This is a genomic window from Flavobacterium sp. HJSW_4 (genome assembly GCF_042436695.1).
In the GTDB taxonomy this organism is placed as follows: Bacteria; Bacteroidota; Bacteroidia; order Flavobacteriales; family Flavobacteriaceae; genus Flavobacterium.
The window spans coordinates 46,160-58,376 of record NZ_JBHNPP010000018.1; the positions used below are offsets into that span (position 1 = coordinate 46,160).

At 33.7% G+C, this 12,217-nt stretch carries 11 protein-coding genes; 7 read left to right on the plus strand and 4 right to left on the minus strand.

The genetic code is table 11. From position 1 onward, the window contains the following. The first annotated feature begins 5 nt into the window (after nt 1-5). The 5 genes from ACE01P_RS16485 (at nt 6) to ACE01P_RS16505 (ending at nt 7,248) form a co-directional block, all read left to right on the plus strand. Nucleotides 6-1,475, plus strand: coding sequence for a glycoside hydrolase family 30 beta sandwich domain-containing protein (locus ACE01P_RS16485; protein ID WP_379699968.1), 1,470 nt, complete (start codon nt 6-8; stop codon nt 1,473-1,475). Between the two features lie 127 nt (nt 1,476-1,602). Next, nucleotides 1,603-2,670 (plus strand): family 16 glycosylhydrolase, encoded by a 1,068-nt coding sequence (locus tag ACE01P_RS16490; RefSeq protein ID WP_379699971.1) that lies wholly within the window; start codon nt 1,603-1,605, stop codon nt 2,668-2,670. A gap of 72 nt (nt 2,671-2,742) precedes the next feature. Continuing rightward, nucleotides 2,743-3,582: an endonuclease/exonuclease/phosphatase family protein gene (locus ACE01P_RS16495; RefSeq protein WP_379699974.1), complete on the plus strand. Its 840-nt coding sequence runs from the start codon at nt 2,743-2,745 to the stop codon at nt 3,580-3,582. 1 nt (nt 3,583) lies between these two features. After that, the gene (locus ACE01P_RS16500; protein WP_379699975.1) at nt 3,584-5,008 is read left to right on the plus strand and encodes a glycoside hydrolase family 30 beta sandwich domain-containing protein; all 1,425 of its coding nucleotides are present in this window, start codon (nt 3,584-3,586) and stop codon (nt 5,006-5,008) included. Nucleotides 5,009-5,019: 11 nt separating this feature from the next. Then, nucleotides 5,020-7,248: a glycoside hydrolase family 3 N-terminal domain-containing protein gene (locus ACE01P_RS16505; RefSeq protein WP_379699977.1), complete on the plus strand. Its 2,229-nt coding sequence runs from the start codon at nt 5,020-5,022 to the stop codon at nt 7,246-7,248. A 233-nt stretch (nt 7,249-7,481) separates the two neighbouring features. On the opposite strand, the gene ACE01P_RS16510 is transcribed toward ACE01P_RS16505, so the two are convergent. Together ACE01P_RS16510 and ACE01P_RS16515 are read right to left on the minus strand one after the other, a co-directional pair. Beyond that, entirely contained in the window at nt 7,482-9,503 is a 2,022-nt protein-coding gene (locus ACE01P_RS16510) for a hypothetical protein (protein WP_379699978.1), read from the minus strand. Between the two features lie 148 nt (nt 9,504-9,651). Then, entirely contained in the window at nt 9,652-9,909 is a 258-nt protein-coding gene (locus tag ACE01P_RS16515) for a hypothetical protein (RefSeq protein ID WP_379699979.1), read from the minus strand. Nucleotides 9,910-10,190: 281 nt separating this feature from the next. Here ACE01P_RS16515 and ACE01P_RS16520 point away from each other — a divergent pair, with 281 nt between their 5' ends. Continuing rightward, entirely contained in the window at nt 10,191-10,946 is a 756-nt protein-coding gene (locus ACE01P_RS16520) for an NUDIX hydrolase (RefSeq protein WP_379699981.1), read from the plus strand. 32 nt (nt 10,947-10,978) lie between these two features. Beyond that, entirely contained in the window at nt 10,979-11,299 is a 321-nt protein-coding gene (locus tag ACE01P_RS16525) for an MmcQ/YjbR family DNA-binding protein (RefSeq protein ID WP_379699983.1), read from the plus strand. Between the two features lie 5 nt (nt 11,300-11,304). Here the strand turns inward: ACE01P_RS16525 and ACE01P_RS16530 are convergent, their stop codons facing one another. Beyond that, entirely contained in the window at nt 11,305-11,913 is a 609-nt protein-coding gene (locus ACE01P_RS16530; protein ID WP_379699984.1) for an alpha-ketoglutarate-dependent dioxygenase AlkB family protein, read from the minus strand. Further along, nucleotides 11,900-12,145: an Ada metal-binding domain-containing protein gene (locus ACE01P_RS16535; RefSeq protein WP_379699986.1), complete on the minus strand. Its 246-nt coding sequence runs from the start codon at nt 12,143-12,145 to the stop codon at nt 11,900-11,902. The genes ACE01P_RS16530 and ACE01P_RS16535 overlap by 14 nt, the downstream gene beginning before the upstream one ends. Between the last annotated feature and the right edge of the window lie 72 nt (nt 12,146-12,217).

A 12,217-nucleotide genomic window follows, 5' to 3' on the forward strand; every position in this document is an offset into this window, starting at 1 on the left:
GAAAAATGAAGTTTAATTTAAAAAATACCATAAAAGCATTTTTATTTATGGCAGCCGTATTGGCTCAAGTAAAATGCTCTTCTTCAAGCGATCCAGTAGAAAACCCTCCAGTAGATCCACCAGTAACACCTCCTGTAGTGATTACAAACGATGTTGATTTTTGGCTAACAAAAGGGAATCAAAGCGTTTTATTGGCAAAACAATCTGGAACACTTGGATTTGGTACAACATCAAATGCATACGCAAATATTGAAGTGAATGCTGCTCAAAAATATCAAACTATTGACGGTTTCGGTTATACCTTAACAGGAGGAAGTGTTGATGTGATAAATCAATTAAATCCAACAAAAAGAACTACTCTTTTGCAGGAATTATTTGGTTCTGGCGAAAATTCAATCGGAGTAAGTTACATCAGAATTAGTATTGGAGCTTCAGATTTAAGTGCATCGACTTTTACTTATGATGATCTTGCGGCTGGAGAAACAGATTTGAATCTAGATAAATTTAGTTTAGAAAAAGATAAAAATCTAATTGCCATGCTAAAAGAAATTTTAGCAATTAATCCTAAAATTTTAATCTTAGCAACACCTTGGTCTGCACCAATTTGGATGAAAGATGTGGCTAGTTTTAAAGGAGGAAAACTGAAAACAGAATATTATGATGTTTATGCTAAATATTTTGTAAAATACATTCAGCAGATGAAAGCAGAAGGAATTACAATCGATGCGGTAACTCCCCAAAACGAACCTTTACATGACGGAAATAATCCAAGTATGTATATGTCTGCTACAGATCAGGGAGCTTTTATTAAAAATAGTTTAGGACCAGCATTTAAAACAGCAAATCTAAGCGTAAAAATTATTGCTTACGATCACAACTGCGATAATCCAAACTATCCAAAAGCAATTCTGGCAGATGCAGATGCATTTCCATTTGTAGACGGATCGGCTTTCCATTTATATGCTGGAGATATTAGCGCTTTAACTAATGTTTTTAACTCTTATCCGACTAAAAACGTATATTTTACAGAACAATGGACTTCTTCTGAAGGTAGTTTTGATGGTGATTTAAAATGGCATCTTCGAAATGTAATTATCGGATCAATGAGAAATTACAGTAGAAATGCATTAGAATGGAATGTGGCTAATGATCAAAATTATGGGCCACATACAGATGGCGGTTGTACCATGTGTAAAGGTGCTATCACGATAACTTCAGGTGATGCCTTTCAGCGTAATGTGGCTTATTATATTATTGCTCATGCTTCAAAATTTGTTCCGATGGGATCTATAAGAATCGAAAGTAATTCTGGAGGAAGTTTGCAGAATGTTGCTTTCATTACACCTTCGGGTTCTAAAGTATTGATTGTTGAAAATGATGGTTCTGCAACAGAAACTTTCAATATTAAATTTAATGGGAAATGGGTAACAACTTCGCTAGAAGCTGGATCAGTTGGGACTTACACTTGGAAATAACATTTCAATTTTAAAACTCATTTTTAACCTGAATTTTTTTGTTATTAAAAAAAAAAAAGTAGAAGAAATAATATTTATCTTGATATTCAATTTATTAACTAAACCATTAAATAATAAAAAGATGAAAATGATTAATCTCGTAAATAGAGCCGGAATTTTTACTTTAATCCTGTTGTTTGTATTTCAGTCTTGTAGCAGTAACAACGATTCGCCTGAAACTCCTCCAGTGGTAACTCCTGATAAAATTTCTGTGCAAGTTGATGTAGTGGGTAAAACTGCCGAAATGCCAAATGGAGACGGAAGCGGAAAAATTAATTTAAAAATAGATGCTGCTGGTGCGAAGTCTTATAAAATTGTGGTAAACAACGAAACAAAAGAGTTTACAACCAGCAATTTCGCCTATGAATTTACCAAGCCAGGAACGCAAACCTATACCATTGATGTTACAGCATTTAATGGAATAAAATACACTAATACTTCTGCAACAGTAAATATTTTCGTAGCCAGAAAATTAATCTGGTCAGATGAATTTAATACAGATGGAGCTCCCGATTCTAATAAATGGGGTTACGATTTAGGAACTGGAAACGGTTTTGGAAATAACGAATTGCAATATTACACAAACCGCTCTGAAAATGTAAAAATCGAAGGTGGCCTTTTGAAAATCACAGCAATCAGAGAAGATTATCAAGGAAGTAAATATACTTCAAGTAGAATGCTGACAAAAGGTAAATTTTCATTTAAATACGGAAGAGCAGAGGTTCGTGCAAAATTACCAGTTGGCGGTGGTACTTGGCCGGCTTTCTGGTTGTTGGGAGATAATATTGATACTGCAGGTTGGCCGTTATGCGGAGAAATAGACATTTTAGAATCAGTTGGGAACAATCCAAATGTAATTCATTCGTCATTGCATTCTCCAGGACGTTCAGGAAATACGCCAGATACCAAAACAACAACGGCTCCAAATTCGACAACGGAGTTTCATATTTATGCTGCCGAATGGGATGCCGAAAACATCAAATTTTTTGTAGATGATAATTTGTTTTACACCTACAAAAACTCAAGCACAACTCCATTTAATGAGAAATTCTTTGTGATTATAAACTTTGCAATGGGAGGAAATTTTGGAGGAGCAGTCGATCCAAATTTTCAAAGATCAACTTATGAAATTGATTATGTAAGGGTATATAATTAACATAAGTTTTAAATAGATTTTTTTCTTTAAAGTCTTGCAAACACTAGCTTTACCAGATTAAAATTTTTTAACATGAAAAAGATAAACAAACTTGTTTTTGCAGTAATGCTGCTTTTAACCATGAACTCATTTTATGGTCAGAATTTAAAAATTATGACTTATAATATCCGTTTGGATGTTGCTTCAGATGGAGAAAATGCTTGGCCAAACCGAAAAGATTATTTTACATCTCAAATCGGTTTTTACAGTCCGGATATTTTCGGAGTTCAAGAAGCAACGCCAAATCAAGTGTTAGATATTGCTGCGGCTTTGCCAAATTATAACAAATTCGGAGTGGGAAGAGAAGAAGGAGGTTTAGGAGAAGCTTGCACGATTTACTATAAAAAAGACCGTTTTAAAGTGGAGCAATCAAATACTTTCTGGTTGTCTGAAACTCCAAATGTGGTTTCAAGAGGTTGGGATGCAGCATGCAACAGAGTTTGCACATACGGACTTTTTAAAGATCTAAAAACTAAAAAAACATTTTGGGTTTTCAATTTGCATTTAGATCACATGGGCGAAGAGGCGAGAGTAAAAGGCGTACAGCTTGCGCTTTCTAAAATGAAAGAATTAAACACTAAAAATTATCCTGCTTTTTTAATGGGTGATTTCAATTCGGAACCAAACACAACGCAAATTGGAGAAATCAAAAAAGTGATGGACGATACCAAAGATGTTTCAGTAGAAAAACCTTTTGGACCTTCAGGAACTTTCAACGATTTCAAACACAACGAACCCGTAACATTATTATTAGACTACATTTTTATTTCAAAAAATAGCGGTCTAAAAATTCAAAAACACGCAGTGTTAAGTGATTCAAAGGATTTAAAATATCCGTCGGATCATTTGCCTGTCTTAATAGAAATAGATTAAAATGAAAAACATCAACAAAAAACTTCAAATCCTAGTTCTACTGCCATTAATTGCAATGCAGTTCAACTGTGGATCTTCAACAAATGCTGTAAAAAATACTGGAAAAGTTTCGTCTTGGATTACCACAACAGATGAAACGTCAAAACTTAAAAAACAAACTGATTTGGCTTTTGTTTCAGAAACAAATTCAAATCAAACCATTGAAATAAATCCAGCTGAGAAATTTCAAACTGTAGAAGGTTTCGGATTTTCTTTAACGGGAGGAAGCGCTCAGGCTATTAAAAAATTAGATAAGTCAAAAAGAGAAGCATTACTTCAGGAATTATTTTCAAGAAAAGACAATGCAATTGGTTTAAGTTATTTAAGAATTAGTATTGGAGCATCAGATTTGAATGAGAAAGTTTTTTCGTATGATGATATGCCAGAAGGACAAACCGATTTGAAACTGGAACACTTTAATCTTGGACCAGATTTAGACGATGTAATTCCGGTTTTAAAAGAAATTTTAGCTATAAATCCTAAGATTAAAATAATGGGCTCTCCGTGGTCTCCGCCAGTTTGGATGAAAGACAACGGAAGTTCAAAAGGCGGAAGTTTACAGCCAAAATACTATCAAGTTTACGCAGAATATTTCGTGAAATACATTCAAGCAATGAAATCTCACGGAATTGTTATTGACGCGATTACGCCTCAAAACGAGCCTTTGCACCCAGGAAACAATCCGAGTTTATTGATGTTGGCAGAACAGCAAGCAGATTTTGTTGGGAATAATTTAGGTCCCGCTTTCGCGAAAGCAGGAATCAAAACCAAAATCATTGTTTACGATCACAACTGTAACAAACCAGAATATCCTTTGACGATTTTAAGAGATCCAAAAGCAAATCCGTTTGTAACAGGATCGGCTTTTCACTTGTACGAAGGTGACATTAGCGCTTTATCAACAGTTCATAATGAATTTCCAAATAAAGATTTGTATTTTACAGAACAATACACAGGATCAGGAAGCAATTTTGAAAGCGATTTAAAATGGAGTGTAAAAAATGTAGTAATCGGTTCTATGAGAAACTGGAGTAAAAATACACTTTCTTGGGGATTGGCAAATGATGAATTCTACAAACCTTTTACACCTGGAGGATGTTCAACTTGTAAAGGCGCTTTGATGATTGACCAAAATCAAAACATCAAAAGAGAAGTAGGATATTATATTATCGGACACGCTTCTAAATTTGTTCCAGAAGGTTCGGTAAGAATAGGAAGTAATATAGCAGGAAACTTATATAATGTAGCTTTCAAAACTCCGTCAGGACAAACTGTTTTAATTGTAGAAAATGACGGAGCTTCGGCAGAAACATTTAATATTAAATACAACCAACAACAAACCACAACCACACTAAACGCTGGAGCAGTCGCTACTTACGTTTGGTAAAAACTTAAACTATGAAAAAAGTAACCACAATTACGCTGTTTATGCTGTCGCTTATGGCGTCAGCCCAGCAGCAGTCAATAGATCAGAAAGTCAATGATCTGTTGAAAAAAATGACAATTGAAGAAAAAGTCGGTCAGTTGAATCAGTACACTGGAGACAACCAGGCAACTGGACCAATTACCATTAATCCGAACAAACAAACCGAAATCAAACAAGGTTTAATTGGTTCGATGCTAAATGTCATCGGAACAAAATATACCAGACAATATCAGGAATTGGCAATGCAGTCAAGACTTAAAATTCCGTTGTTGTTTGGACAAGATGTTATTCACGGCTACAAAACGACTTTTCCTCTTCCTTTAGCGGAAGCGGCAAGTTGGGATTTAGCGGCAATCGAATTAGGCGCAAGAGTTGCAGCAACTGAAGCAGCAGCAAGCGGAATTCACTGGACATTTGCTCCGATGGTAGATATCGGTCGCGATCCTCGTTGGGGACGTGTAATGGAAGGTGCGGGAGAAGATACTTACTTAGGTTCTAAAATTGCTTACGCGAGAGTAAAAGGTTTTCAAGGAAATAAATTGGGAGAATTAAATTCTGTTATGGCCTGCGTAAAACACTTTGCTGCTTATGGAGCAGGAGTTGGAGGAAGAGATTACAACTCTGTGGACATGAGCGAAAGAATGCTTTTGGAGACCTATTTGCCTCCGTTTAAAGCAGCTTTAGACGCTGGTGCAGCAACATTCATGAATTCATTTAATGATATTAACGGAATTCCAGCAACTGGAAATGCTCATTTGCAAAGAGATATCTTAAAAGGAAAATGGAATTTTCAAGGTTTCGTAGTTTCAGATTGGGGATCAATTGGAGAAATGGTAGCGCACGGATATTCTAAAGATTTGAAAGAAGCAGCTTATTCAGCAATTACTGCAGGAAGCGATATGGATATGGAAAGCAATGCTTACCGTGGCAATCTAGCTCAGTTAGTAAAAGAAGGAAGAGTTTCTATTGATTTAGTTGATGATGCAGTAAGACGTATTCTTCGCAAGAAATTCGAATTAGGATTATTTGATGATCCTTACAAATATTCGGATGGAAAACGTGAAGAAAAAGCCTTAAATAATCCAGAGCACAGAAAAGCGGCTCGTGAAATGGCAGAGAAAAGTATCGTTTTATTAAAGAACGAAAACCAAACTTTACCAATTTCTAAAAGCGTAAAAACAATTGCTTTCATCGGACCAATGGTAAAAGAGTACAAAGCCAATATGGGATTTTGGGCTGTTGAACTTCCAGAGGTAAAATACGATCAATGGGTTGTTTCGCAATGGGATGGTTTACAAAATAAAGTAGGCAAGAACACAAAATTATTGTACGCAAAAGGCTGTGATGTTACTGGTGACAACAAAGACGGTTTTGCAGAAGCAGTTGAAACAGCAAAACAAGCTGACGTTGTAATTTTGAGTATTGGAGAAAGACACGATATGAGCGGTGAAGCAAAAAGCCGAAGCGACATTCATTTGCCAGGAGTTCAAGAAGATTTAGTAAAAGCAGTTATGGCAACAGGAAAACCAGTTGTAGTTTTAATAAATGCTGGAAGACCTTTAGTTTTTAACTATACTGCAGATAATGTTCCTGCAATTCTTTACACTTGGTGGTTAGGAACTGAGGCAGGAAATGCAATCGCAAATGTATTATTTGGAGATTACAATCCGTCTGGAAAATTGCCTATGACTTTCCCAAGAGAAGTAGGGCAAGTGCCAATTTATTACAATCATTTCAGCACAGGAAGACCTGCAAAAGATGAAAATGCAACAAATTATGTTTCAGCTTATATCGACTTAAAAAACTCTCCAAAGTTTCCTTTTGGATATGGATTAAGTTATACAACGTTTGATTATTCTGGTTTGAAATTATCTTCAACTAAAATAAAAAACAACGAAACAATCAAAGTTTCTTTCCAATTGAAAAATACTGGAAAAGTAGCTGGAGAAGAAGTAGCGCAATTGTATTTGAAAGATAAATTCGGATCTGTTGTAAGACCAGTTTTAGAATTAAGAGATTTCCAAAAAGTGAAATTAAACGCAGGAGAATCTAAAACAATCGAGTTTACAATTGACAAAGAGAAACTTTCTTTCTACAATAATAAATTAGAATGGGGAACTGAACCAGGAGATTTTGAAGTAATGATCGGAACTTCATCAGCAGATATTAAATTAAAATCTGATTTTGAATTAGTAAATTAATCCATCGAGGAAATAGAATGAAATTTAATTTAACACATAGAGACATAGACTTTATAGTTTCTATTTAAGACTAAAGAAAAAGCAAGCTTTAACACATAGCCTATGTGTATTGAAATTAGTGAAACGCCTTTTTTAAGTCTTTAAGAACTATGTTTCTATGTGTTAAATTGATTAAGTACAATATATTAAATAAAAAAGCGAGGTCTTTACAACCTCGCTTTTTTTATGTTCAATTATTTTAGACGTTTCTTGAAACTGTATTTCAGCATATTCAATAAACCTTCTTCGATAATGTCAATTCCGATTCCGAAATTACTGTCAGCAACTTCATGGTGTGCATTTCTAAAATCTTCAAAATCTTCGCTTGGAATTTCTAAATTGATTAATGGTTTAAAATCAACATAGATAGAAGCACTATTTTTAGTCACTTTTTTACGACTTGTATAATCAAAATAAGGATTTGTAATTGTACTTTCCTGAATTGTATATTTTTCCTGAGTGTCAATTTTTTGATCTGTTGCTAAATTGATTTCGTATTTCTCGTTATCAAAATTATGCCAGAACAAAAGGTCCGTATGAATAAAATCACGAGCAGAATTTTTAACCACATTGCGATCAAAATACATTAAAAAACGATTCTTCTCAGCATCTGTAAAATACGGATTTTCAATAGAAGTATTATATTGAATCGTAAACTCATTCAGTTTTTTATCATCACTTATAATTTCGATCGATGCATCTTTAAAAATGGTTCTGATGTCAGTTCCATTTCTATCATTCGAATAATTTAAAGTATAAAACAAGAAATTATTCCAGCTGTCAATGATCTCTCTTTTGTTCGTGTTTTTGAAATATTTACGCATATAATTGGCACGATTTCCTTTGTAAGTCGTAACCAATTTTAGGGTTCCAGTATTATTTTGAGCACTGAAATCTGCTTTTTCATTGATGCCATAATAAGGAAATTTAGAAGGTTTTTTAATCTGTAATTCCTGATTTGGTTTTACCTCCAGATAATGCATAAAATAGATGTAACCGCGATTTTCAATTAATCCAAATTCATCTCTCGAAGTAGCATCAACAAAATAAGTTTCGTCTTTATAATTGATTTTTACAATAACGTGATTAAAAGTCAATAGCGACGGAAGGTAATATTTCATGTAATGGTCAGAATTGAAATTAACCAAAACAACAGAAGCATCAACATTAATATAATCTAAAACCACTTTAAGTAAAACCGATTTAGCTTTGCAATCTCCCTGTTTGTTTTCATAAGTAACCGATGGTTCTTGCGGTTTGTGACCGTTCATTTCATCAGCATTGTAAACATAGTAAACGTGGTTCTGCACATAATCAATGGCAAACTGCAATTTCTCATCTTGATCAGCAATTGCATCTAGCTTTTCTACCAATTTCGGAGCAAATTCAGTTAAAGAAGCTTTACTGTATATTTCTTCGTAAAGCGGAGAAATGTAATTTGATAAATCAGTCCAATTGCGATCTGTTGCAAAATCAATAAAAGGAGCAATTTCTCGGTTTGAATCGAAAGAGTTGATGTAATCTTCTTTTTCGATTACAAATTTCTCTCCTTTTTTCAAGAAATTAATTTCTGGCTCCAAAACATTTCCTTCTTCATTTCTAAAGAACGTTTTTTTGTATGTGATGGCCTCTTTTCTGTCATTGATAAAAGAAAACTTGTATTTGCCATAAGCCCAGTAAGTACTTGGCGTTACATACACATACTTAAGAAATTCTTTTCGCATAAAATCACGATCTGTAAAAACCTTTGTACGCGAATCTTCCGTAATTAAAATATCATAAAGACGTAAATCTTTAATCGTAATATTTACTTTTTTGTTGCTGCTCAAAATTCCGCCTTCACTCTGATTTTCGCTATCTAAAACTTTAATTTTAGTGTCAGGAATTTTATCGATCAAAACGCCATCTCTCAACACACTGATTCTGTGTATCAAATACGTTTCATTTTCTTCTACCACAACGTCTCTTACAGAAGCACTTTCAAGATTTGATGGCTCGTTCAGCGTATAGGCAACGCAAGCATATTCACTGTTTTCAGTATCGCTTGTGTAGTAGATTTTATCTAAGAAGTAGCAGAAATCACGACCTTCTTCAACTTGCTTGTTGGAGAAATCCGATTCTTGTATATAGTCAATAAGCTGATCGTCATTAATTGTAGGCGCCCAGCTCTCTGGTTTTTGTATTTTGTAACTTTCTGATTCAATGATGTTTTCCATGTACTTTTTCTATAGGGGTATATTCTTACTTTAAAGTGGCTAAAATAATTAATAAATGACCATTTTCTTTCATTTTAGTGTAAAATTTATAATAAAAAACCTCACCGAAGTGAGGCCTGCATTATAAATTATAAAAATGTGTAGGTATTTATTTTAAAACGGTATTTATAAAATCCATTGCGCCAATTCCTTTATAAGATGCATACAAGGCTTTTTCATAAGCTTCTCGTTTTGCTTTTTTATCTTTTACATCAGTTTCAACAATCATTTCGTTAAAGATTCGCTCCTGTTCTTCACTATATCTTAGAGATTCTTCCAGAAGATAGGTTTTAGAAACAAATCCGAATGAAGACCATATTCTGGTTCTAATTTTTTTATTGATGTCTTTTAAAGGATTGGTAATCATAACTTCTGTATTTAAATTTCTACGCTCACTTGAAGAAAAATGGGAACAGCTTGTATTATTTTTCTTTGTTTTTGATTGAATTATAACAATTAAAATCATTAATGTGTTATAATGACGCAATGTACTTATTTTTTTTAAATTTGATTTTAAATTTACGTTAAAATTGTAGTTTCAACACTTCTGTTTTTAAAAGTGAAGTCTTTGTTTTTAGAAAATATTTCAGTTTTATAAAAATGAAGTAAATTGCAGAGTTATTAAAAGAAAGAATTTATACCAATCTGATGTTAAAAGACATTTTAGATAATAACGAAAATTATCAGCCCGGACTCTCTATAGACTGTGTCATTTTTGGTTTTCACGATAATCAATTAAAAGTTTTATTGATTAAAGTAGAACGTGCCAATAAATGGTCTCTGCCAGGTGGTTTTATTCCTGTAGATCAGGATATTGATACGGCAGCAATCACGGTTTTGAATGGCAGAACAGGTGTTGACGGAGTGTTTTTAAGACAATTTGCAACCTTTGGAAAAGTAAATCGCAACCATCAGCATTTTGATGAAAAAACGCTGGAATTTCTTCAGATTGAAGAAGAAAAAGGAAAATGGCTAACTCGCCGTTTTGTTACAATTGGATATTATGCTTTGGTAGATTTTTCTAAAATTCTCCCAAATCCAACAGGAAGATATGAAGTTGTTGAGTGGATTGATCATAAAGAAGTTCCAGAATTGATCTTAGATCATAAAGAAATTTTGGATAAAGCATTGGATACTTTACGAACCGAATTGAATTTAATGCCAGTTGGTTACAATTTGTTGCCAGAGAAATTTACTATTCCTGAACTGCAAAAATTGTATGAAACGATTTTGGACAAAAAGCTCGATCGAAGAAATTTTTTACGCAAAATTACCAATATCGGAATCCTTACTAAATTGGATGAAAAGAAAAGTAACGTTGCACACAAAGCTCCAAACTTATATTCTTTTGATAAAGAGAAATATAATGAGGTACTTAAAAACGGACTAAATCAAGGCTGGTAAAAAGTAAACTTTAATCTTTAAAAAATGGTATTATGGTTTCAATTGAAGAATTCAGAAAATTAGCAATGTCATTTCCAGATGTAACTGAAGAGCCTCATTTTGAGAAAACTTCCTTTCGAATCAAAAAGAAGATTTTTGCCACTTTTGACGAAAAAAATAATCATGCCGTTTTAAAATTAAACGAAATAGATCAATCTGTTTTTTGTGCGTCAAGCGAAAAGATTTTCTATGAAGTTCCGAACAAATGGGGAGAACAAGGCTGGACAATTGTCGAACTTTCAAGAGTAAGACCCGAAATGTTTGAAGACGCTTTAATACGCTCGTATGAAAATGTTGCGACAAAAAAGAAGTAACTTTTTTATCTCACAATAGTTCTAAAAGTCAAATTTACTCTTGGTTTTTGAGTCGTTTTTGTTGGAGGCAATCGATGTAGCCAATGCGTTTGTGTTTCGTCTTTCATCACCAATAAACTTCCGTGTTCCAGAATTAGAGAAACCGTTTCTTTAGATTCTTTATGTTTGAAAGCAAACTTGCGTTCGGCACCAAAACTTACTGATCCAATTGCTCCATTTTTCTTCAAATCTTTCTCAGCATCGCTGTGCCACGCCATTCCTTCTTCGCCAGTATGGTATAAATTCAGCAAGCAAGAATTGAAAGTTTCTCCCGTTTTTTCTTCAATAATTTTCTTTAATTCCAAAAGTTCAGGAGTCCAAGGCAACGCTTTTTTTGTTGTATTTGAATACGTATATTCAAATTCTTGATCGCCATACCAAGCAACTTTTCGTTTAGTTAAAATCAATTTTCCGAAGATAACAGCTTCATCATTTTTCCATTCGATTGTATTTAGTAAAGTATCACGATAAAAATCTGCTTCTTGTCTAGAAAAGCATTTTCCGTAATAATTCACCGTTCCATCTTTCGGAAGCAGATTTGTTGTTTCGTCTATTTGAGGATTAAATAAGTCCATTTTTCCATTTTTGATATTCCGATTTCATACAATGTCCGCAAGGTCTGAAGCCGTTTTGTTTGGCTTCATTTTCAGATAAAAAGAAAACCCGATTTTCACGTTTCATTCTCTTTCCCGAAGAACATTTCAGCGTTCCGTAGATTTTTAATTTTTGGTTTCCACCAAAGCAAATTTCGCCTTTTTTAATTTTATTTCGAAAATCTGAATCTTGAATTTGATTATGTTTAATCATATTTTTTAAAGATAAATTTCTCGCAAAGTCGCAAAAACGCAAAGTCTTTGTCTTTATTGAAGAAGCAAAGGA

Excerpts from the sequence above, each read along its gene's own strand:
- ACE01P_RS16505 (WP_379699977.1), top strand. The coding sequence starts at position 5,020 with ATGAAAAAAGTAACCACAATTACGCTGTTTATGCTGTCGCTTATGGCG.
- ACE01P_RS16510 (WP_379699978.1), bottom strand. The coding sequence starts at position 9,503 with ATGGAAAACATCATTGAATCAGAAAGTTACAAAATACAAAAACCAGAG.
- ACE01P_RS16485 (WP_379699968.1), top strand. The coding sequence starts at position 6 with ATGAAGTTTAATTTAAAAAATACCATAAAAGCATTTTTATTTATGGCA.
- ACE01P_RS16535 (WP_379699986.1), bottom strand. The coding sequence starts at position 12,145 with ATGATTAAACATAATCAAATTCAAGATTCAGATTTTCGAAATAAAATT.
- ACE01P_RS16520 (WP_379699981.1), top strand. The coding sequence starts at position 10,191 with ATGTTAAAAGACATTTTAGATAATAACGAAAATTATCAGCCCGGACTC.
- ACE01P_RS16525 (WP_379699983.1), top strand. The coding sequence starts at position 10,979 with ATGGTTTCAATTGAAGAATTCAGAAAATTAGCAATGTCATTTCCAGAT.
- ACE01P_RS16495 (WP_379699974.1), top strand. The coding sequence starts at position 2,743 with ATGAAAAAGATAAACAAACTTGTTTTTGCAGTAATGCTGCTTTTAACC.
- ACE01P_RS16530 (WP_379699984.1), bottom strand. The coding sequence starts at position 11,913 with ATGGACTTATTTAATCCTCAAATAGACGAAACAACAAATCTGCTTCCG.
- ACE01P_RS16490 (WP_379699971.1), top strand. The coding sequence starts at position 1,603 with ATGATTAATCTCGTAAATAGAGCCGGAATTTTTACTTTAATCCTGTTG.
- ACE01P_RS16500 (WP_379699975.1), top strand. The coding sequence starts at position 3,584 with ATGAAAAACATCAACAAAAAACTTCAAATCCTAGTTCTACTGCCATTA.
- ACE01P_RS16515 (WP_379699979.1), bottom strand. The coding sequence starts at position 9,909 with ATGATTACCAATCCTTTAAAAGACATCAATAAAAAAATTAGAACCAGA.